The 19,253-nt window shown below is 54.9% G+C and carries 21 protein-coding genes; 15 read left to right on the top strand and 6 right to left on the bottom strand.

Translation table 11 applies throughout. The annotated features are described in order from the left end of the window. Positions 1 to 121: 121 nt before the first annotated feature. Together DSM25558_RS05670 and DSM25558_RS28140 are read right to left on the bottom strand one after the other, a co-directional pair. Positions 122 to 1,357, bottom strand: a complete 1,236-nt coding sequence (locus tag DSM25558_RS05670; protein ID WP_077102676.1) for an ABC transporter substrate-binding protein — start codon at positions 1,355 to 1,357, stop codon at positions 122 to 124. A 510-nt stretch (positions 1,358 to 1,867) separates the two neighbouring features. Further along, a complete protein-coding gene (locus tag DSM25558_RS28140; protein ID WP_143240025.1) occupies positions 1,868 to 2,230 on the bottom strand; it encodes a hypothetical protein in 363 nt (120 codons plus the stop codon). Between DSM25558_RS28140 and DSM25558_RS05660 the strand changes: the two genes are divergently transcribed. The 10 genes from DSM25558_RS05660 (at position 2,211) to DSM25558_RS05615 (ending at position 12,459) form a co-directional block, all read left to right on the top strand. Beyond that, the gene (locus tag DSM25558_RS05660; protein WP_077102672.1) at positions 2,211 to 2,525 is read left to right on the top strand and encodes an STAS domain-containing protein; all 315 of its coding nucleotides are present in this window, start codon (positions 2,211 to 2,213) and stop codon (positions 2,523 to 2,525) included. The genes DSM25558_RS28140 and DSM25558_RS05660 overlap by 20 nt on opposite strands. Next, positions 2,522 to 2,890: a response regulator gene (locus tag DSM25558_RS05655; RefSeq protein WP_077102670.1), complete on the top strand. Its 369-nt coding sequence runs from the start codon at positions 2,522 to 2,524 to the stop codon at positions 2,888 to 2,890. The genes DSM25558_RS05660 and DSM25558_RS05655 overlap by 4 nt, the downstream gene beginning before the upstream one ends. Further along, positions 2,887 to 4,875: a chemotaxis protein CheA gene (locus DSM25558_RS05650; RefSeq protein WP_077102668.1), complete on the top strand. Its 1,989-nt coding sequence runs from the start codon at positions 2,887 to 2,889 to the stop codon at positions 4,873 to 4,875. The genes DSM25558_RS05655 and DSM25558_RS05650 overlap by 4 nt, the downstream gene beginning before the upstream one ends. Then, positions 4,872 to 5,417: a chemotaxis protein CheW gene (locus DSM25558_RS05645; protein ID WP_077102666.1), complete on the top strand. Its 546-nt coding sequence runs from the start codon at positions 4,872 to 4,874 to the stop codon at positions 5,415 to 5,417. The genes DSM25558_RS05650 and DSM25558_RS05645 overlap by 4 nt, the downstream gene beginning before the upstream one ends. A 1-nt stretch (position 5,418) precedes the next feature. Then, the gene (locus DSM25558_RS05640; RefSeq protein ID WP_077102664.1) at positions 5,419 to 7,230 is read left to right on the top strand and encodes a methyl-accepting chemotaxis protein; all 1,812 of its coding nucleotides are present in this window, start codon (positions 5,419 to 5,421) and stop codon (positions 7,228 to 7,230) included. 171 nt (positions 7,231 to 7,401) lie between these two features. Continuing rightward, entirely contained in the window at positions 7,402 to 9,075 is a 1,674-nt protein-coding gene (locus DSM25558_RS05635; RefSeq protein ID WP_077102662.1) for a methyl-accepting chemotaxis protein, read from the top strand. Between the two features lie 119 nt (positions 9,076 to 9,194). Further along, positions 9,195 to 9,689 carry a chemotaxis protein CheW gene (locus DSM25558_RS05630; protein ID WP_077102660.1) on the top strand — a complete coding sequence of 165 codons (495 nt, stop codon included), beginning with the start codon at positions 9,195 to 9,197 and terminating at the stop codon, positions 9,687 to 9,689. 14 nt (positions 9,690 to 9,703) lie between these two features. Then, positions 9,704 to 10,552 (top strand): CheR family methyltransferase, encoded by an 849-nt coding sequence (locus DSM25558_RS05625; RefSeq protein ID WP_077102658.1) that lies wholly within the window; start codon positions 9,704 to 9,706, stop codon positions 10,550 to 10,552. A gap of 8 nt (positions 10,553 to 10,560) precedes the next feature. Next, on the top strand, positions 10,561 to 11,652 hold the full coding sequence (locus tag DSM25558_RS05620) for a protein-glutamate methylesterase/protein-glutamine glutaminase (RefSeq protein ID WP_077102656.1): 1,092 nt from the start codon (positions 10,561 to 10,563) through the stop codon (positions 11,650 to 11,652). A 114-nt stretch (positions 11,653 to 11,766) separates the two neighbouring features. Then, positions 11,767 to 12,459 (top strand): ParA family protein, encoded by a 693-nt coding sequence (locus DSM25558_RS05615; RefSeq protein ID WP_077102832.1) that lies wholly within the window; start codon positions 11,767 to 11,769, stop codon positions 12,457 to 12,459. Between the two features lie 108 nt (positions 12,460 to 12,567). On the opposite strand, the gene DSM25558_RS05610 is transcribed toward DSM25558_RS05615, so the two are convergent. Further along, a complete protein-coding gene (locus DSM25558_RS05610) occupies positions 12,568 to 13,065 on the bottom strand; it encodes a hypothetical protein (RefSeq protein ID WP_077102654.1) in 498 nt (165 codons plus the stop codon). Positions 13,066 to 13,198: 133 nt separating this feature from the next. Between DSM25558_RS05610 and DSM25558_RS05605 the strand changes: the two genes are divergently transcribed. Together DSM25558_RS05605 and DSM25558_RS05600 are read left to right on the top strand one after the other, a co-directional pair. Further along, complete coding sequence (locus tag DSM25558_RS05605; RefSeq protein ID WP_077102652.1) at positions 13,199 to 13,867, top strand: response regulator transcription factor; 669 nt, start codon at positions 13,199 to 13,201, stop codon at positions 13,865 to 13,867. Continuing rightward, positions 13,864 to 15,246, top strand: coding sequence for a sensor histidine kinase (locus DSM25558_RS05600; RefSeq protein ID WP_077102650.1), 1,383 nt, complete (start codon positions 13,864 to 13,866; stop codon positions 15,244 to 15,246). Before DSM25558_RS05605 ends, DSM25558_RS05600 begins: the two co-directional genes overlap by 4 nt. A 16-nt stretch (positions 15,247 to 15,262) precedes the next feature. Here DSM25558_RS05600 and DSM25558_RS05595 read toward each other — a convergent pair whose 3' ends face one another. Together DSM25558_RS05595 and DSM25558_RS05590 are read right to left on the bottom strand one after the other, a co-directional pair. Then, entirely contained in the window at positions 15,263 to 15,688 is a 426-nt protein-coding gene (locus tag DSM25558_RS05595) for a DUF4112 domain-containing protein (RefSeq protein ID WP_077102648.1), read from the bottom strand. 156 nt (positions 15,689 to 15,844) lie between these two features. Beyond that, complete coding sequence (locus tag DSM25558_RS05590; protein ID WP_077102646.1) at positions 15,845 to 16,153, bottom strand: hypothetical protein; 309 nt, start codon at positions 16,151 to 16,153, stop codon at positions 15,845 to 15,847. 159 nt (positions 16,154 to 16,312) lie between these two features. Between DSM25558_RS05590 and dinB the strand changes: the two genes are divergently transcribed. Both dinB and DSM25558_RS05580 read left to right on the top strand, forming a co-directional pair. Continuing rightward, positions 16,313 to 17,401: a DNA polymerase IV gene (gene dinB, locus DSM25558_RS05585; RefSeq protein WP_200800727.1), complete on the top strand. Its 1,089-nt coding sequence runs from the start codon at positions 16,313 to 16,315 to the stop codon at positions 17,399 to 17,401. A 91-nt stretch (positions 17,402 to 17,492) separates the two neighbouring features. Beyond that, positions 17,493 to 17,735, top strand: coding sequence for a hypothetical protein (locus DSM25558_RS05580; RefSeq protein WP_077102644.1), 243 nt, complete (start codon positions 17,493 to 17,495; stop codon positions 17,733 to 17,735). 94 nt (positions 17,736 to 17,829) lie between these two features. Here the strand turns inward: DSM25558_RS05580 and DSM25558_RS05575 are convergent, their stop codons facing one another. After that, positions 17,830 to 18,198: a hypothetical protein gene (locus tag DSM25558_RS05575; RefSeq protein WP_077102642.1), complete on the bottom strand. Its 369-nt coding sequence runs from the start codon at positions 18,196 to 18,198 to the stop codon at positions 17,830 to 17,832. A gap of 286 nt (positions 18,199 to 18,484) precedes the next feature. Here DSM25558_RS05575 and DSM25558_RS05570 point away from each other — a divergent pair, with 286 nt between their 5' ends. After that, positions 18,485 to 19,252 (top strand): GntR family transcriptional regulator, encoded by a 768-nt coding sequence (locus DSM25558_RS05570; RefSeq protein WP_077102640.1) that lies wholly within the window; start codon positions 18,485 to 18,487, stop codon positions 19,250 to 19,252. Position 19,253 lies beyond the last annotated feature (1 nt).

Here is a 19,253-nt window from a genome sequence, read left to right as displayed (position 1 = left end):
CAGCGGGTAGCTCGCAAGCATATCCCGCAACACATGTCCCAGACAAGCCAAAGGCGTTTCATGTCTGGCAAGGAGGTGCCTGCAAGCTGTCAGTTCGACTGATCGCTCACAGGCAAGACGATCAGTCTGCGGAGCCGATAATGTCAGCAAAGCGCTTTTGCGCAGCTTCAGCCGTCAGAGATGAATTGGCAAAGAACTCTGCCATCAAATCTTCTTTCTGCTTTTGCGTATCGGCTGAAATGAGCTGATCGGTACTCGTCAGGGCATTGCCCTTATTTACGATTGCCAAACCCTTTTTCATGCAGTCATTGGCCGCTGAGAGGTCGACATCACCCCTAATAGGAAGCGAACCCTTCTTCAGGTTGAACGCGACCTGCGTTTTAGGATCAACGATCACTTCAGCCAAGACTTCCTGCGCCTTTGATTTCGCTTCATCCTTCAGCAGAGGGAAGTAGAAAGCATCACCGCCCGTCGTGAGATAGTCGCTGAGGCCAAGCCCTGGCAGGCAACTATAATCAGTTCCGGCTTTCTGACTGGCAAGTTGGAATTCGCCCTGTGCCCAGTCACCCATGACCTGACCGCCAGCCTTGCCAGTGATGACCATGTTGGTTGCCTGGTTCCAGTCCTGAACGTTGGAACCCTTGGCAAGCTTGCGCGCTTCATCGGCTGCAGCAAAAATTTTCTGCATCTCCGGCCCGGCAGCAACTTCAGCGTCCTTATCCTTGTAGACCTTTTCGTAAAGGTCTTTGCCGCCTATCGACAGCACCAAAGTATCGAACAGTCCGTTTGCCTGCCACGCCTGGCCGCCAAGGGCAAGCGGCTGGATACCCGCTTTCTGCAGGGCTGGACCAGCTGCAATGAACTCAGTCCAGTTTTTGGGAACTTCTACGCCAGCTTTCTTGAAAGCAGCGTTGGAAAGCCATAGCCACTGCCACGAGTGAATGTTGACGGGCGCACAATAGATCTTGCCATCTATGGTGCAGCTATCCAAAAGGCTGGCTGGTTTGATGATGTCCTTCCATTTACCCTTTTCCGCGACATCGGTGAGATCGCGCATCAATCCAGACTGCGCAAGCTCCTCCGCTTGCCGTCCATGGTTGAACTGCGTTGCACCCATGGGATCACCACCGGTGATACGGCTGATCATGATAGGACGTGCGGTGCCGCCCGAACCGGCAATGGCACCATCCACCCACTTATTTCCGGTTGCATCAAATGCCTTGGCAAGCTCTCCCACCGCAGCAGCTTCACTGCCCGATGTCCACCAGTGCGTTACTTCCAAGTCAGTGGCCCCCGCAATACCTGCAGGTAACATGACACCAGCCGCCAGAGCGGCCAGAATAGAACGAATGCGCATGAGTCTCCTCCCTCACTGAAACGTTGCCGTAAAAACCTATGCGAAAGATCCCGCTTCTGCAACAGCGATGGCAGAAAAAAATAAAACTTAAAATAGTTATTTAATTACAATTAGTTGTGATCCGCATGTGAGGCTGGACGGTGCACACTTTGTCGAAATATCCCCAAGCCTGATGCAATCGTCGCGGATTGCTGTGGATACTGTAATCCCATTGAGAAGCCGCAACACAATTAGTGCATCTAAGGGGTTTCGAGAAATTGATTACTCAAGTGAGTTTACCCTCAATCAAATCGAAACGGTACTATGCTGGACTCGGACAATGTATATCTCCGGTAGAACCGGTCATTATTATTGAAAATTCAATGGATTATCGCATTTTAGCCACAAACTTTAAGATGCCTGCGACTAATCGCAACCTCCATTAACTGCGCCTTAACCACTACAGCCATATCAATAAGCTAATATGATAAGCAGTTACAACACATAGCGATTTCTCGCTGGGTTGTGGTGCTATCGCTGCGGGTTGCATGACGCCGATCCGATTTTCAAAAATGAACCGATTTGGAACGCTTTACTTGCTTGAGGCAAGGACAGCGCCGCGATGGCTATGTCTGAAATGACCAGGTGTATGTCGAGAGCTGTTAATCCAGCCAATTGACAGATGCCCTGCGTGTTCAGCGGCGACAGCTTGTCGTCTGTGCAAAACATAGCCTGCCGGGCACAAATCTTCAGAATGTTCCATCGACGCGGAGACGCCAGATCGCATTGGCGAAACTTCCAGCGTTGGAAGACACGCCAAAGGGCATTTTTTTGCTCGCCGTCAATTCGAGGCAGCCGGGAAGTAGGAAGACTGATGACGCCAGAAACACTCAATTTGCCTCCGTCACTCTCCATACGCGGTATCGTGCCCGTCCATGAGAGCCTCCTTGAGGCACTTCAGATGCACAAAGCAGTGACGATCGATATTCCCGCTGATGCGCAAACCGATTTGAGCTTCATCCAGCTCATCGAATCATCGCGGCTCTATGCGCGGGCGAACGGCAAGTACATCACACTGACAAAACCGGCCTCTGCGAGCGTTGTCGATACACTTCGCCGGGGCGGGTTCCTTACGAATATGGACGAGGCTTCTCGCCTCTTCTGGCTGCATGGAAAGGAAATTCAATGAGCGCCAATATTCTTACTGTCGATGACTCTGCCAGCATCAGAATGACAACCAAAATCGCACTGACGAATGCTGGTTATCAGGTGACTGAAGCGGTTGACGGCGCTGATGGACTGACAAAGGCAAAAGGCGGTCCGTTCGATCTGATCGTCACCGATCTCAACATGCCCAATATGAACGGTCTGGAAATGATCGAAGCCTTGAGGCAGTCGCCGGCACACACGGGCATACCGATCATATTCCTGACCACCGAGTCAGATGCGGACATGAAAGCACGTGCGAAAGCCGCTGGAGCGACAGGTTGGGTCACCAAGCCTTTCGATCCTGAAAATCTGGTCAAAATCGTCAAAAAGGTTCTTGGTAGATGAACATACTGGACCCCATTCAGGTTTTCAGAACAGAAGCAGCCGAGCTTTTCGAACAGATCGAGAGCGGTTTGCTGGACCTGTTGCATGACCTGTCCAACCAAGGACAGATCGACGCCGTGTTTCGCGGCCTGCATACCCTCAAGGGGTCCGGAGCCATGTTTGGTTTCGAAGCCTTGGCCGCCTTTACCCATCACTGCGAAACCGCGTTCGACCGCGTCCGCAAGGGTGAGGTTCCTGCAAGCAGCGAACTGATCGCAGCCGTGCTCGAGGCGCAGGACCACATGCGCCGCTTGGTCGATAATCCCGCAACTGCATTTCCAGAAACGGGCGATCGTCTGTTGGCAAAATTGCAGGCCGCGGTCGGCACGAACGAAAGTGCGACTGCAAAACACGCCCAACCTGTGGCGACCGTAAAAGCGGATGAACCGTCCACCGTAACTTGGCAGATCGATTTCAGCCTGCCGACCAATTCCATGGCAAACGGTACGAACCCGTTGGGTCTTCTGGATGAGCTGGCCGAACTGGGCGATTGCACGATTGCCGTTAATGCGACGGCAATTCCGGCACTGGATCTCATCGAACCTACCAATCTGCACCTCTCCTGGAGCGTCACTCTGACAACGGATCAGCCGCGCTCGGCCATTGATGACGTCTTCATCTTCGTCATGGACGATATGGAAATCGACGTCAAAAAAATCTCGAGCGACCCTGTAGCGACCGCCGAGATCGTTCAGCCACTCGCACCGGTCGAAGCGGCAAAGGCAAACCCGGCCGCCGCGCAGGCAAATAGTGATGGCAAACAGAACAGAAACGCCGAAAACGTCCGCGTTCCGGCCGAGCGTCTCGATGAATTGATGGACCGCGTCGGAGAGCTGGTGATCGCACAATCGCGGCTATCACAGCTTGCAAACACCAGTGTCGACATCCAGCTCCGCTCCGTTTCCGAAGATGTGGAGCGTCTTTCCGGCGAGCTTCGCGACACCATGATGGTGCTTCGCATGGTGCCGATCTCGCAATTGTTCAGCCGTTTCCGCCGTCTCGTCCACGATCTTGCCCGCGAAACCGGAAAGCAGATCGAACTTTTGACGGAAGGGGAAAGCACCGAGGTCGACAAGGTCGTAATCGAACGGCTGGCTGATCCTCTGGTGCATCTGGTCAGAAACTCCTGCGACCACGGGCTGGAAACTCCAGAAGACCGTATTGCTGCAGGCAAGAACCCTGCGGGTCAGGTGACGCTGGTAGCGCGCCAGACCGGCGGCGATGTGACCATCACCATCAGGGATGACGGTCGCGGCATCGATCGCGAGAGGGTTCGGGCAAAGGCTGAATCGTCCGGTCTGGTGGCCCCCGGTGCCACGCTGTCTGATCAGGAACTTCTGCAAATGATTTTCGAGCCGGGGTTCTCCACGGCAGCGCAGGTCACCAATCTGTCCGGCCGCGGCGTCGGAATGGATGTGGTGAAGAAGACCATCGAAGGGCTGCGCGGCACGATCAATGTCAGCAGTTCGCCTGGTGCAGGTTCAGAGATCACACTCGCCATTCCGCTGACACTGGCCATTATCGATGGTCTCCTGGTGCGCGTCGGCACAGGCTGCTACGTCATTCCGCTTTCCGCCGTGGAAGAATGCCTCGAGCTGACACCGGAAAACGACGTGAAATCACGTGGTCGCTCTTTCATCTCGCTGCGTGAAAGTCTCGTTCCTTTCATTCGTCTTCGCGAACTTTTCCATACGGGCACCACGCCGGACCAGTTCCAGAAGGTCGTCGTCATCTCCACGGGATCGGAACGCGTCGGCCTCGTCGTCGATCAGATCATCGGCGACCACCAGACGGTCATCAAGGCGATGTCGAAACTCCATCACGACGTCGCAACCTTCTCCGGCGCAACCATTCTTGGTGATGGCAGTGTCGCACTCATTCTCGACGTCGGGCACCTGGTGGCCGCAGGACAGCAGCAGGAGGCGCAGATGCGCATCGCCGGATGAACCAGTCTCGTTTGAAAAAATCCGAAGATTTGTGGGGCGACCGCGACAGCCTCGAAGTCCTGACCTTCTCCATCGAAGGAGAAACTTTCGCGATCGAGGCCATCCGGGTTCAGGAAATCCTCGATCTTCTCCCTGAAACCGCCGTGCCCGGTGCCAAGCCGTTCGTGGCCAGCGTCATCAACTTTCGCGGCAAGGTCATACCGCTGGCGGATATCCGCCTGGCGTTCGGCATGGGTGCCGCCGAAAAGACGATAGATAGCCGGATTATCGTTATCGAACTTCCGATCGAGGACGAGCGGTTACTGATCGGCCTGCGTACGGACAAGGTCTATGAAGTGACCAATTTTTCAAAGTCCGCCAGTGAACCGCCGCCGAGCGTAGGCATGCGCTGGAGGCCGGACTACATCCACTGCCTTATCAAGCGTGGCCCGCAATTCGTCATCATGCCGAACCTGATTGCGATTTTCACGGCCCAGCGCGACGCCTCAACTATGAAAGCCACGTCCAGAAGCAACGTCATCGAACTCTCGAAGGAAATCTGAAATGCGATTTACAATTAAATTGAAACTGGCAATCGCGTTCGGATTTCTGATCGTGATGCTCGCTGGAACAGCAGGCTACGGAATTTACAGCCTGGGCACCGCAAAAGACGCCATGGATGACGTGGTTGACGGCACCGTCGTTCGTCTCGACAAAACGCACCAGATCAACGCACTGTCGCTTGCGACCGTGCGTGCGCAGAAAAATCTTATTCTGGCGAGTTCTCCGCAGGAAGCGCAAAAACACATCGCTACCAGCAACGAGATTCGCGGTGAGATGGACAAGATGATTACTGACATGGCGGCCACGGCCAGTGCGGAAACACGCGGCTACTGGACCGACCTGCAGGCAATCACAAAGACATTCGAAACAAGTGACGATCGGGTTCGCGAATATGTTACCGAAGGCAACGTACCTGCCGCATCGGTTTATTCTTCGGGTGATGGCCGTGTGGCGGCAAGTGCACTAACGCAGAAACTTGATGATGGCGTGCAGATGAACCGCGCGCGTCTTAACGAAGCCAAGCAGTCTGCGGCTTCCGAGTACGAACAGACACGCATTATGTTAATTGCAGCATCGGTTGCCGCCGTTGTTATTGCTGCCATCACCGCATTGTGGATTGCGCTGGGCATCAGCAGCGGCCTCCGCAAGATTATGATGGTTGCAGAAGCCGTATCGATCGGCGACCTCGATCAGGAGGTCGAAATTAAGACGAATGACGAAATCAAGGATCTCGTCACGCGCATCAACACAATGACCGGCAATCTGCGCAACACGGCAAGCGTTGCCAACGAAATCGCCGACGGAAACTTGACGGTTACACCAAGACCGCTTTCTGACAAGGACACGCTGGGTCTTTCGCTTCAGCGCATGGTAGAGCGCCTTCGTGGCGTCGTTTCAGATGCGCTGTCGGCAGCCGACAACGTTTCGTCCGGTAGCCAGGAACTCTCTGCAAGCTCAGAGCAGCTTTCGCAGGGTGCAACCGAGCAGGCATCCTCTGCCGAAGAAGCATCTGCTTCGATGGAACAGATGGCCGCCAACATAAAGCAGAACGCCGACAACGCCGCTCAGACCGAGAAGATTGCTCGCCAGTCCTCGAAGGATGCGGAAGCCAGTGGCGAAGCCGTGGGTCGTGCGGTTTCGGCCATGCGTACCATCGCTGAAAAGATTTCGATCGTTCAGGAAATCGCTCGCCAGACCGACCTTCTTGCGCTGAACGCTGCTGTCGAGGCCGCCCGTGCTGGAGAACATGGCAAGGGCTTTGCCGTGGTCGCATCCGAAGTTCGCAAACTGGCAGAGCGTAGCCAGGCAGCAGCAGCCGAAATCTCATCGCTATCGGGCGAGACCGTTCAGGTTGCGACCGAAGCTGGCGAGATGCTGAACCGTCTGGTTCCAGATATTCGCAAAACGGCAGAACTCGTGTCGGAAATCTCTGCCGCATGCCGCGAGCAGGATATCGGTGCAAGCCAGATCAATGAAGCCATTCAACAGCTTGATATGGTAACGCAACAGAATTCCGGCGCGTCCGAACAGATGTCCTCGACCTCGGAAGAACTGGCAGCGCAGGCTGAAGAGCTTCAGGCAAGCATCGCGTTCTTCAAGGTGGAACGTTCCGGCACCAGCCAAGCACCAAAGGCCTACATGGCCCCACGTGCTGCCGCTCCCGCACATCGCCCAGTTGCAAAGCCCGCAAAGCCGGTACGTCGCCCGGATCAGTCTATTCAAGCACAACAGGCCCGCGCAAAGGGTTTCGCGCTTGATATGTCCATGGGTGGCCCAGACGCCAATGACGCCGACTTCCGCGAAAGCGCATAAAGCCAATTAAATATGGGTTCGGGGAATATTTTCCCGAACCCTTGAGACCGGTGCGACGATGAGTGTCGTAAATTTTATCGCGGAAAGTGAATGTATCACTTCGAGCGTGATTTTAGGGGCTGGAAATACCCCACACACAATCATTTCAAGCACTGTCTTAGAGGACTTATTATGCGGTTCACCATCAAACTGAAACTCGGCCTTATATTTGGACTACTCGTCCTTCTCATGGCGGCATGCGCTGTCTTCGGCATCAACGGCCTGAGACAAATGGACAGCCTCAAGGACAGCATGATCAGCGGCCCGATCCGTCAGGACGACGCCGCGAACGAAGTGTCGGGCGCGTTCGACGGTCTGGGTCTCGCCGAAAGCGACTTGCTTCTTTCAACATCGCCCGAGCGTATGCAAAACGCGTTGTCGATGATCGAAACCGAACGTAAGAACTTCACAGATGCCCTCACGATTGGCGAGCAAAGCGCGTCGGAAGAATTCAAACCAAAGTGGGCAGAAATTCGTAACTTCTGGGGCGATTTTATCACCCTTCAGGACCGCGTCATTAGTCTTGTGAAATCGAATAATCGTGACCAGGCGCTGGAACTCAACCAGAATGAAGGAACGGTCGCATCCGAAAAGCTCGATGCTATGACGGAAAACCTCGCCGTCCTGACGGAAGAGGGTATTACGGCATCCGACAAGGCCAGCGAAGCAGCTTACAACAGCACGTTCACCGCACTCTTGAGCCTCGCGATCGTCGCCGCCATCATCTCCGTGATTTCTGCAATCCTGATTTCGATCTCCATCAGTCGCGGCCTTAACAAGGCAATCGTCGCCGTTCGCAACGTCTCCGAAGGCGACCTGACGAATATGGCCACCATTACCACACGCGATGAAATCGGAACGCTTCTCGAGCATGTCAACACGATGATCGAACGTCTTCGCGGCGTGGTTTCGGATTCGATTTCCGCAGCGGAAAATGTTTCGTCTGGAAGCCAAGAGCTCTCCGCCAGCTCCGAGCAGGTATCGCAAGGCGCGACAGAGCAGGCATCTTCCACGGAAGAGGCATCCGCATCGATGGAGCAGATGGCAGCCAATATCCGTCAGAACGCTGAAAATGCTGCTCAGACGGAAAAAATCGCCCGTCAGTCTTCAACGGATGCCGAAGCAAGCGGCGCAGCCGTCGGCCGGGCCGTGGTCGCCATGAGGACGATCGCCGAAAAGATCTCCATCGTACAGGAAATCGCTCGCCAGACAGACCTTCTCGCCCTCAACGCTGCTGTCGAGGCTGCCCGTGCAGGCGAGCACGGAAAGGGTTTTGCCGTCGTCGCATCTGAGGTTCGCAAGCTTGCCGAACGCAGCCAGTCTGCCGCTGCCGAAATCAGCTCCATGTCCAGCGAAACGGTAAAGGCCGCGGCTGATGCCGGTGATATGTTGAACCGTCTGGTCCCCGATATTCGCAAGACAGCGGAACTGGTTGCAGAAATTTCTGCAGCCTGCCGCGAACAGGATATCGGTGCGAACCAGATCAACGAAGCCATTCAGCAACTGGACAAAGTCACACAGCAGAACACCAGCGCTTCAGAAGAAATGTCTTCGACATCGGAAGAATTGGCAGCACAGGCTGAAGAGCTGCAGACGAGCATCGCCTTCTTCAAGGTCGACCGTTTCAACACCCGCGGGGCGTCATCTGCTCCGCGTCCGGCGAGCCTTCAACAGAAGAAGCCCGTTCGCAAAGCTGCCTCCGACAACTCGGTCAGGACGCAACAGGCACGCGCCAAAGGCTTCGCTCTTGATCTTTCCATGGGCGGCCCTGACGACGATGACCACGATTTCCGCCAGTCCGCATAGGACCTGAGGCTGGCCGGTGCGGGAGAGTGTTCGTGCTCATCCGCGCCGGCTCATTTCGGAACCCGGCAACGGCACAGAGCAAATTGACTCAATGAACAGGACTTTGGAGACAACGTAAAATGGCGAGCCCATCCACTCATACTCAATACGTGACTTTTAGTCTTGGTGAGGAAATCTTCGCCGTCCCTGTGGATGTCGTTCGCGAAATTCTCGACCACGAAGAGGCATTTAAAATTCCTTACGGTCCGGACTACTTGCTCGGCCTTCGGGACGTTCGCGGGCAGGGCGTTCCTGTCATCGATCTTCGTTTGCGTCTCGGCATGTCCAAAACGGTAAAAACACCGCACACCCGAATATTGGTTCTCGATATTCCGTTCGGTGACAAGTTGCTGGCTCTGGGCTTGGTTGCCGACAAGGTTTTCGAAGTTACACCTTTCAACCTGGACCAGATCGAAACCGCACCTGACATCGGCATCAGCTGGAATTCCAGCTACATCGCCGGTGTCGTCCGTCGGGAAGGTGATTTTGTCGTGATCATCGACCTTGCACAGTTGTTTTCAAGCGAAGCGGGCGATCTTGCCAAGGTCAATGCCGGGCCAATGCGCGCTGCGTGAAAGGAATATAAGAGTTGAGTACCGCTGTAAGCGTTAATTTCGACGACAGCCTGAGCACACGCGATTTTCGTGAGCTTTCCAGTTTCATCTATGATTACTGTGGCATCAAGATGCCTGAAACGAAACGGTCCATGCTGGAAGGCAGGCTGCGAAAACGCCTGCGTGCAACCGGTCATCCAACCTTCAGCACCTATTGTGACTATTTGTTTCGCCATGATGGCATGGAAGCGGAAGCGATCTTCCTGATCGACGTCGTGACCACCAACAAGACCGATTTCTTTCGCGAGCCCAATCACTTCGATTACATGCAAAAGACCGCTCTGCCGGCTCTGGCTAAAAGAGGCATTGGTCGCGTTCGGGCATGGAGCTCGGCCTGTTCAACCGGCGCGGAACCCTACACCATGGCAATGGTCATGGCAGAGGCTGTCGAAAAAGGTGTGATCTCCGACTTCAACATCCTGGCGACCGATCTGTCTACCGACGTGCTGATGAAGGCTCAAAGCGGAATCTACAGCAAAGATCTCGTGGATCCGGTACCTCCGGAATTCAAACGCAAATACGTCATGCAGGCAAAGGAAAAGCAGCGAAACGATGTGCGTATCGCTACAAAGCTGCGCTCAAAGATCGGCTTTGCACGCATGAACCTGATGAACGCGACCTACGAAATCGGTGACCCTGTCCACATCCTGTTTTGCCGAAATGTACTGATCTATTTCGATAAGAAGACCCAGACTCACGTTTTGACCCAGTTGTGCAAGTGCCTTGCACCTGGCGGCTATCTTTTGATAGGCCATTCGGAGACTGTGACCGGCATCGATCTGCCCATCAAGCAGGTTGCCAATACAATTTTTATGAAACAATAGTCTCAGACATGGTCAAAAAAGTACGCGTCCTCATCGTTGATGACTCTGCCAGCGTCCGGCAAACGCTGACCGCGGTTCTTGAGGCAGACCCCGCAATCGAGGTGATAGGTGCTGCCTCTGACCCTTTCGCGGCGGCGAAGAAGATCCAGGAAGACTTACCGGACGTCATAACGCTCGATGTTGAAATGCCGCGCATGGACGGCATTACCTTTTTGCGCAAGATCATGGCGCAGCATCCCATTCCGGTCGTCATGTGTTCATCACTGACGGAAGCCGGCTCCGAGACCTTGCTTCAGGCGCTTGAAGCTGGCGCTGTCGATATTATTCTCAAGCCACGCATTGGTGCCGCCGACCATTTGGCCGAATCCGCCCAACGCATCTGCGAAGTGGTCAAGAGCGCCGCGCACGCCCGCGTCAAGGGCATCAAGACACTCTCGCGCCATGCAATTCCCAATGCCCCACAGGCAAAGTTGACCGCAGACGCTGTTCTCCCACCTCCTTCCGGCAAAGCGATGGCACGGACGACGGAAATGGTGGTCTGCGTGGGAGCTTCGACGGGTGGGACCGAGGCATTGCGGGAAATGCTGGAAAGGCTGCCTGCCAACTCGCCTGGCATATTGATCGTGCAGCATATGCCGGAAAAATTTACGGCAGCCTTTGCCCGGCGTTTGAACACACTTTGCGACGTTGAAATCAAGGAAGCCGAGGATGGCGACACCGTTCTGCGCGGCCATGTGCTGATCGCACCGGGTGACAAGCACATGCTGCTGGAACGTCAGGGTGCGCGATACTACGCGTCGGTCCGGAATGGCCCCCTCGTCTCCCGTCATCGTCCTTCCGTTGATGTGCTGTTTCGGTCGGCAGCACGCGCGGCGGGCTCCAACGCCTTGGGCGTGATCATGACCGGAATGGGCGACGACGGTGCGCGCGGAATGTTGGAAATGCATCAGGCCGGTGCGCTGACGATTGCACAGGATGAAGCCTCCTCCGTCGTCTTTGGCATGCCCAAAGAGGCGATCGCGCATGGCGGTGTGGATAAAATCTTGCCGTTGAATCAGATCGCCCAGGAAATCCTGAACGAAGACCGCCGCCGCCGATAGGGATTCGCCGGATTTCTTTAGAAATCATTAACCATAATGTTCAATGATTGGCACGCGCCATGATCTCGGCGTGCCAATCAGACGATGACCGTCTCAGCTCTTATCGGATCCATCATGGCGGTCATCACATTCGCAAACACCAAGGGCGGCGCGGGCAAGACAACGGCAGTTTTGCTGCTTGCGTCGGAACTGGCGCGGCGCGGATTGAAGATTTGTGTTATCGATACCGACCCGCAACGCTGGCTTTCCAAATGGAGCGAAGCTGCCGATCACCGCGTTGACCTCTCCGTCATCACCTATGTTTCGGCCTCCAGCCTTCAGCAACATGTGCTGAACAACCGCCGCAAATTCGACCACGTCATCATCGATCTGCCCGGCGCTCAATCACCCCTTCTGGCAACCGCGGTCGGACTTTCGAACCATGTGCTGATACCGGTGCAGGGTAGTACCATGGATGCACAGGGTGGAGCGCAGGTCCTCGAATTGCTTCGTTATCTCGATGACCGGGCATCCATCAAAATCCCACATTCGGTGGTGCTGTCCCGCGTCAATTCCATGGTGACGACACGGGCACTTCTTGCTGCCAAGGCCCTTTTAGCGAAACGCAACGTACATGTGCTGGATACGCCGATCATTGAACGCGCCGCGTTCCGCGACATGTTCGAGTTTGGCGGGTATCTGCACATGATGAGCCCGTCACAGGTCAGCAATCTGGACAAGGCATTGCAAAATGCAAACGCATTTGCCGACGAAGTTCTTCGGCTTTTGCCAGTCCAATCCGTCGCACGATATTCATCTGCCGCATAGGTTCGATCTGAACAATTTACAGAGTGACGTCCCCGGCCTTCCCGCAAAGGAAAACCAGGGACGCAGTTCATCAGACGGTGTGCGCCTTGGGCGACATTTGTCGTCACGTCACGGCGCTAGCTCGCGGGCAATGTCCTTAAGGTGTTTGTGCGGTGGTGGTGGGCCTTTCTGCGGGCCGAGTGCTTCCGTTTTCCCGTCCTGACGAACCAGATAGCTGGCATGCACGAAACCGTCGTCAAAGCGACCCTGTACCGTGACGGCCTCATTGCTGGTCACCAGTTTGCCATCCTCACCACCAGGACCCGTTTCGATCAACGCTTTCCCGCTGTCATCCTGAAGGACGAATTTGTTGCCGTAGATCTCGGCGACCGTGCCTTTGATGGTGACGAGACTGGACGCTGGCATCGTCGATATCGCAACGGGCGTCATGGGTGCCATCTCCGCTGATGGGCGCACCAGTTTCATGGCAGCTGCGCCACCGGCTGCACCCACGGCAAGGGCAACCACTGCGGCAAGAGCTGGCAGCGCCAGTCGGCGACGATGCTTGTGTGGCGGGTGGGCGGATGCTGTATTTACAGGCTCGTGGGCTTGATCTTCGTTGTGCATTTTCGGTGCTCCTTTTGAACGACAAGTCCAATCTAGCCGAACCACACCCACGCCTCGCTGAACCTTCCTGTTCAGTTTGAGTTAAGCTGCCATACTTAAGTTTTCGGTTTTTCTTTCATTCGAAAGTCCCCTCATGCGCGTACTGCTCGTAGAAGATGATGCCGACCTCAGCAGCAGAATAGCCAGCGCGCTTCGGCTCGAAAACTTCGTTGTCGACATTGCCCGCAACGGGGAAGATGCGCTTCATGCCGGGCTGACGGAATTGTTCGACGTTGCCATTCTCGACCTCGGTCTTCCCAAAGTCGACGGTATTTCCGTCCTGAAAGGATGGCGCGAAAGCGAGCGAAACCTGCCCGTTCTGGTGCTGACGGCGCGCGATGGCTGGCCCGACAAGGTGGCCAGCTTCAAGGCGGGTGCGGACGATTTCCTGCCGAAGCCATTCAAGGTCGAGGAACTGGTGCTGAGACTTCGCGCACTGGTGCGGCGTGCGGCCGGATATGCGTCATCGCGGCTCAATTGCGGGCCTCTTGTTTTCGATGCGCAACTGGGCACGTTCGAACTCGATGGTCTTCCATTGAAATTGACCGCCCTCGAATGGCGCGTTCTGTCCTGCCTGATCCTGCGAAAGGGGACAGTGGTGGACCGTCGCGAACTCAACGAGCGCGTTTATGAGGGCGATGCAGAAGTCGACTCCAACTCGATGGAGGTCATCATTGCGCGGCTGCGCAAAAAGGTGGGTGCCGAACGCATCGAAACGGTCAGGGGACGTGGCTACATGCTGACGGCTGCGGTGGCACAGTGAAGACGATTAGGCTGCGCGCACCGGCATCGCTTGCGAAACGTCTGCTGTTGTTTTCCGGGTTCTTCGTCACTGCGGCGCTCGTGGTTGCGTCGATCATTCTGTGGTTGGCTTTGAAGAATGTCGTGCGTGAGCAAATCGATCAAAGATTGGATACCCAGATCAGCGCGCTGGCCAATGCCGTTCAACCACTTTCGGATGGAAGGCTATCACTTTCCACGCCGATGGATGCTCCTCCATTCGACCGGAGCGGGTCAGGCTGGTATTGGCAAATCGACGCCGATGGACAGCATTTGACCTCCCGCTCCTTGATCCAAGGTGCCATGGATGCCCCTCCTCCCCGTCAGAGTTTGAAACACATGCTGACGGGCATGGCCTCGCCCGGAGAAGCTAGAGACAAGGATGGCCAGGCGCTCTACACGCGTCAAATCACGCGCAGCATTCACGGGACGATGATGACCATAACGGCAAGCGCACCTTCCGCAGCATTGGTCGACCCCGCTCTTCGGGCACTGTTTTGGTTGATCCCTTGCATGTTGCTACTGGGCATCGTTCTTTTAGGCGGAACGCTGTGGCAAATCCGGTTCGGTTTGCGCCCACTCGCATCCATGGTCGCGGATATCGATGCGATCAATCGCGGAGACCTGGAGCGCTTGCCGCAGCAACCGTCTCCAGAGCTTGCGCCGCTTTCAGCGAAGACGAACGCGCTTCTGATTGCAAATGAGGAGCGTCTGATCGCAACACGGATGCAATTTGCCAACCTCGCCCATGGACTTAAGACGCCGGTCGCGAGCCTTTTGCTGGCGCTAAGCGACAGCAATGACCCGGACGGCACTTTGCGCGACCTCGGCAGGCGCATCGACCACAGGATCAAGCATCACCTCAGTTCCACCCGTCAGGCCATGGCCACGGGTGGTCGTATCTCTAGTGCGCCCCTAGCCGACACCGTCGCGAATTTGCATCTGGCAATCAGCTCTATTCATGCGGACAAGGATGTGAGGTTCGAGACGGAGATCGACGGAGATTTTTCGGTTGCTTGCGAAGAAAACGACCTAGAAGAAATGCTGGGTAACCTGATCGAGAACGCTTTCAAGTGGACCTCTTCGACAGTCAAAGTCGTCGCCACCAAAGAAGGATCGAACATTCGTATATCCATAGAGGACGACGGACCGGGCATTGCCAATGATCGAATGGACGCTGTGTTGCTTCCGGGCGTCAGAGAAGACGAACGCATATCTGGAACCGGCTTTGGACTTACGATTGCCAATGAGCTCGCCGAACTCTACAGCGGCTCTCTTCTTCTGGAAAACAACTCCCCGCGCGGCTTGAAGGCAGTTCTCGTTTTGCCCGCGACCGTACCATCGCGGGCAGCTTTGGTTTGAAACCAGTTCGCCTGATTTAAGGCTTCCGTTTCAGCGCATCCTGATCGATGCCAAAATGATCGATGATCATATTGACGTTTCGGCGATGCGATTTGAAATAGACGTCGAACAGGTCGCCGACGAGAGGCACACTGCCAACCACAGCGTCCATGCCAATATTGCCCACCATCCGGGCAAGCTTATCGCGGGGAACGCCGAGGCGGCGGGCTTCGTTGACGATGTAAAGACCAACCAAAGCGCCTGCACCATCTCCAACCAGCGGCACCAGACCCATGATGGAATCGGCACCGAAGCGGATGCGGGTACCCGGTATGCCGATTGCCGTATCCATCAGGCGGGCAATACCGGACAGCCGTCTCAAACGCCTGATACGTTCGGCACTATCGATGAAATCGCTAGACGCATTTGGACCCGTATGTGCATTCCAAGTTCTTGCGGCCATCAAAGACTCCAACCCGAAAGAGAAATTATTCGTTCTATAAATGAATGGGTATGACAACGCCTGCGTTCAAGGGACATTGGCAAGGCGGTAGTGAACCTGTTTATCTGTAGACACGGCCCTTCGTTTGGGCCGCGCTGCAGTTTTCCGGAGTTCAGTTCAGCCTGCTGAAACGCGGATCGCGCCAGCTTCGCCGAGACTGCGCTGCGCTGCTGAGACTTCGCTGGCGGAAATGTCGGCAGATACTTCGATCTCTCCACCAAGCGGAGCATCCTCACGCGCATTGTCGTTGGCGGAAACATCACCGCCAGACGGCGTAACACCAACGGTGTTCTCAGAGGTCGCTGACTGAATGAAGATGTCAGGTCTTGGCACGCCATGCTGCTGAACCAGATGCTCAACAGCAAGGTCTGCCGCCGCACGCGTGTCGAAAATGGCTTTTATCGTCGTCGTGCTGTCATCGGCCATAGGTCTTCTCCTGTTTTAAGTGTCACGATAGGCAGACTCCCCTACGCCCTGAGAGTTCCCTTCCCCTCCAAACGAAACCGCAACAGCACTGGAAATTTGCAAAAAAGCTGATATGTTCTCTCTTTGTTTCAATTTGATCTTAAAGGGAGGTGCGTAGAAATGAATGTCATGGCGCTGCCTCCCATTCGCAAAATCATTCATGTCGATATGGACGCTTTTTATGCGTCGGTGGAACAACGCGATAATCCCAACCTTCGCGGCTTACCACTGGCTGTTGGTGGATCGGCAGCGCGCGGTGTTGTGGCGGCTGCGAGTTACGAGGCCAGAACCTTCGGTGTGCATTCCGCCATGCCATCCGTCACCGCGAAGCGGAAATGCCCGGACCTGATATTCGTGTCGCCTCGCTTCGAGGTTTATCGGCAAGTCTCGCATCAAATTCGTGAAATCTTTGCCGAATATACGCCGTTGATCGAGCCGCTTTCTCTGGACGAAGCCTATCTCGATGTCACCGAAAACCTGAAAGGCATGGAAATCGCAACCGAGGTTGCCCTTGAAATTCGTGCCAAAATAAAGGCGGTCACTGGCCTCAACGCTTCTGCCGGCATTTCCTACAACAAATTTCTGGCGAAGATGGCCAGCGATCTCAACAAACCGAATGGACAGGCTGTCATCACGCCCAAAAACGGTCCAGGCTTTGTTGAAGGCCTTGCCGTCAAGAAATTCCATGGGGTTGGGCCAGCCACGGCGGAGCGGATGAAAAGCCATGGCATCGAGACAGGGCTTGATCTGAAATCGAAACCGCTCACCTTTTTGCAGCAGCATTTCGGCAAGTCTGGGCCATATTTCTACGGCATTGCCAGGGGCATCGATGAAAGACAGGTGCGGCCCGATCGCATCCGTAAATCCGTTGGCGCTGAAGACACATTCGTAGACGATATCAGTGACCTTAGCCTGGCAAAAGCCGAGCTTCGGCCACTGGTCGAGAAGGTCTGGCGCTACTGCGAATCACACGACATCACGGCAAAGACTGTTACCGTCAAAATCAAATATTCCGACTTCAGTCAGGCAACACGCAGCAAGACGGTGTCAGACTCCGTTTCCGATACCGAGATGATCATCAACATCGCAGAAGTCTTGCTCGCATCAGTCGCCCCATTCAAACGTCCCGTAAGGCTGCTGGGAGTCACCCTGTCCTCACTGAACACCCAACAGACAAGCCAGGAGCCGCAACTCGCTCTCGAGCTGTGACACGCTGTTTCTGGGAACAACTGATGCCCTCCGTAGTTCGCTGTAGTGTGGGAGATAAAACCTACGAGACGGCAGTCAAAGGAGATGCGTAATGACACCATCAAGTGATGATAAAGGCTCCGTAGAAGACATTCACAACGACGCCAAAGGGCAATTTGCCAAGGGTCTAAAGCACAGCGACAACAACGGTGTAGCCAGTGCCAAACCCCGTGTTATCACGGGCTCGGATGATGCGACGACGCACAAGTCTCCTCCTGGAAAGAAGCCTGTCGAAAAGGAGTGGGATTTAAATTATGACGAGCGAGAGACCAACGAAGGCGATTTTCGCGGATAGTATGCAAATAGACCGGATTGTCTAAAGGGAAGCCACTCGGCTTCCCTTCAGTTATATGGCCTCGTTAAGGCAAACTTCATTCCGGGCATCGAGATCAAGGTTTACGCATCAGTCCTAGAGCGTATCCCAGCGTTGCGGCGAGGCCCAGTGATGCCAGTGGGTTTTTATAGACGAAGCCCCTCGTGGACCGGACCGTGCTGACGGCATTCTCTTTCGCCGAGACCACGGCGCGTTGCGAAAGGCTTTCCACTTCTGCTTTGATCGCCGTCAGATCTTCACTGACAGAGTTGCCAATGCCGTCATCCCGTTCAGCAACCTGTTGAAGGGCAACATCGACCAATGGCGTATATGGTTTCGACTCGATGTTATTCTCGTCTGGCACAGTGTTGCCAGGATCGGTTTGAAGCGAGAGATCGGGATTCGCAGGATCGGACGTTGGTGATTGAGTGCTCTTATCATTCATGACAGGATTCCTTATTTCAAAACCTAACCGGGCACCATCCCGTATGTTCCCGCCGAAGGTCGCCTAAAAACAATCCCGCGTAAAATTAAATCCAGCCAAAAGCGCATTGCCCGCAAAAGGTATAAATGACATAATGTTATAATCTTTTGAATTGCTGCCGTCTCACCATTGTGAGATTGATGCCTAAAAGTAAGCAGCCGTTGAAGAGGCATGATTTTATAGGGCTAATTTCCGTCATAGCCCGCAGCTAATGTAATTCGATTTCTCTTTTGGAATTCCTTGATTGATGCCTGAAGTCCGTTCTCCTACCCCGCTTTACCACCGCATTTACGCGGTCATGCGCGAACGCATCGTAAAGGGCTACTACCCCGGTGACGCACCTGTGCCGAGCGAAGCAGAACTTGCGGAGAGCTTCTCCGTCAGTCGAATTACCATACGCAAAGCGATGGAAATGCTGACGGCGGAGGGACTTGTGACCCGTACGCGCGGGCGCGGAACCTTCATTACCGACCGCAGCAAAGAGAACAAACTCAATCGCGTTGTCGTCTCCAACATCAACAGTCTGTTCAGCTACCTCAACGCAGTGGGAAAGAGCACCCGGTTGAAGGTCGTCAGTCTTGATCTTGGCGAAGCGCCACCCCGCATATGCGAGCAGATGGGCATACCGCCAACAACGGAACTGGTTCGGGCCGTGCGGGTCCGTTCGCTGGACCGCCGCCCCTACTCGCTTTCGACCGCCTACCTTCTGCCGGAAATCGGCAAGACGTTGAACCGCCAGGATTTGGCAACGACCGATATGATCGATCTCGTGCAAAAGGCGGGCGCCGAGGTTGAAAAGGTCGAACAGACGCTGACCGCCACCTTGGCCGACGACTGTGCGGCCAAACATCTGGAGATACCGATCGGCGCTCCACTGATGTTGGTCAATCGGCTATTTTTCAATACGGAACTAAAGCCGTTCTATGCCGCCGAGATTTTCTATCGCGCTGACCGTTACGAATACCGTGTCTCGCTGAAGCGAGAAGACGGCAAGGATTTCTCACTCGGGAATTGAT

The sequence above is a fragment of the Agrobacterium sp. DSM 25558 genome (assembly GCF_900100825.1).
Taxonomy (GTDB): Bacteria; Pseudomonadota; Alphaproteobacteria; order Rhizobiales; family Rhizobiaceae; genus Agrobacterium.
The sequence above is the reverse complement of the archived record's forward strand: the minus strand, read 5'-3'. Positions and strand labels throughout refer to the sequence as shown.

Coding starts and splice junctions, on each gene's coding strand:
- DSM25558_RS05670 (WP_077102676.1), bottom strand. CDS start 1,357: ATGCGCATTCGTTCTATTCTGGCCGCTCTGGCGGCTGGTGTCATGTTA.
- DSM25558_RS05660 (WP_077102672.1), top strand. CDS start 2,211: ATGACGCCAGAAACACTCAATTTGCCTCCGTCACTCTCCATACGCGGT.
- DSM25558_RS05655 (WP_077102670.1), top strand. CDS start 2,522: ATGAGCGCCAATATTCTTACTGTCGATGACTCTGCCAGCATCAGAATG.
- DSM25558_RS05650 (WP_077102668.1), top strand. CDS start 2,887: ATGAACATACTGGACCCCATTCAGGTTTTCAGAACAGAAGCAGCCGAG.
- DSM25558_RS05645 (WP_077102666.1), top strand. CDS start 4,872: ATGAACCAGTCTCGTTTGAAAAAATCCGAAGATTTGTGGGGCGACCGC.
- DSM25558_RS05640 (WP_077102664.1), top strand. CDS start 5,419: ATGCGATTTACAATTAAATTGAAACTGGCAATCGCGTTCGGATTTCTG.
- DSM25558_RS05635 (WP_077102662.1), top strand. CDS start 7,402: ATGCGGTTCACCATCAAACTGAAACTCGGCCTTATATTTGGACTACTC.
- DSM25558_RS05630 (WP_077102660.1), top strand. CDS start 9,195: ATGGCGAGCCCATCCACTCATACTCAATACGTGACTTTTAGTCTTGGT.
- DSM25558_RS05620 (WP_077102656.1), top strand. CDS start 10,561: ATGGTCAAAAAAGTACGCGTCCTCATCGTTGATGACTCTGCCAGCGTC.
- DSM25558_RS05615 (WP_077102832.1), top strand. CDS start 11,767: ATGGCGGTCATCACATTCGCAAACACCAAGGGCGGCGCGGGCAAGACA.
- DSM25558_RS05610 (WP_077102654.1), bottom strand. CDS start 13,065: ATGCACAACGAAGATCAAGCCCACGAGCCTGTAAATACAGCATCCGCC.
- DSM25558_RS05605 (WP_077102652.1), top strand. CDS start 13,199: ATGCGCGTACTGCTCGTAGAAGATGATGCCGACCTCAGCAGCAGAATA.
- DSM25558_RS05595 (WP_077102648.1), bottom strand. CDS start 15,688: ATGGCCGCAAGAACTTGGAATGCACATACGGGTCCAAATGCGTCTAGC.
- DSM25558_RS05590 (WP_077102646.1), bottom strand. CDS start 16,153: ATGGCCGATGACAGCACGACGACGATAAAAGCCATTTTCGACACGCGT.
- dinB (WP_200800727.1), top strand. CDS start 16,313: ATGAATGTCATGGCGCTGCCTCCCATTCGCAAAATCATTCATGTCGAT.
- DSM25558_RS05580 (WP_077102644.1), top strand. CDS start 17,493: ATGACACCATCAAGTGATGATAAAGGCTCCGTAGAAGACATTCACAAC.
- DSM25558_RS05575 (WP_077102642.1), bottom strand. CDS start 18,198: ATGAATGATAAGAGCACTCAATCACCAACGTCCGATCCTGCGAATCCC.
- DSM25558_RS05570 (WP_077102640.1), top strand. CDS start 18,485: ATGCCTGAAGTCCGTTCTCCTACCCCGCTTTACCACCGCATTTACGCG.